Origin of the sequence: Flavobacterium anseongense (assembly GCF_021608185.1) — a bacterium.
Lineage (GTDB): Bacteria > Bacteroidota > Bacteroidia > Flavobacteriales > Flavobacteriaceae > Flavobacterium > Flavobacterium anseongense.
The window spans coordinates 1-316 of record NZ_JAKIHN010000035.1 but is presented as its reverse complement, the minus strand read 5'-3'; the positions used below and the strand labels follow the sequence as shown (position 1 = coordinate 316).

Sequence of the window (316 nt, the reverse complement as noted above, 5' to 3'; positions counted from 1 at the left end):
AACACCTAAAGTCTGTACTCCCGGATGGGCAGGAACGTTCTGATAAGCGGTTGGTGTCGTAATAACATTGGTATCATTACGGGCATCAAGTAAACTCGGGTAATAGGTTACCGCAAATCCTGTTCCCTGATTGATTTCAGTATTCTTTACAGTCAAATCAAACACATGGAACTGATTGTTTGGAGCTGTATCATCATCACACATATTCAGTGGTGTCGGTGTAGTGAGCAGCAGCGGTGTATTAATGGCTATTTGGAACGAACCAATATTATAACAATTCGTCGTTTTATGCTCTACTCTAACCCATATCGTGTCA

The 316-nt window shown here is 41.5% G+C and carries 1 protein-coding gene; it reads right to left on the bottom strand.

What is annotated here, in order from left to right; genetic code table 11:
- A partial coding sequence (locus L1S35_RS13240) for an FIDD domain-containing protein (RefSeq protein WP_236401465.1) occupies nucleotides 1-316 on the bottom strand: 316 nt, incomplete at both ends.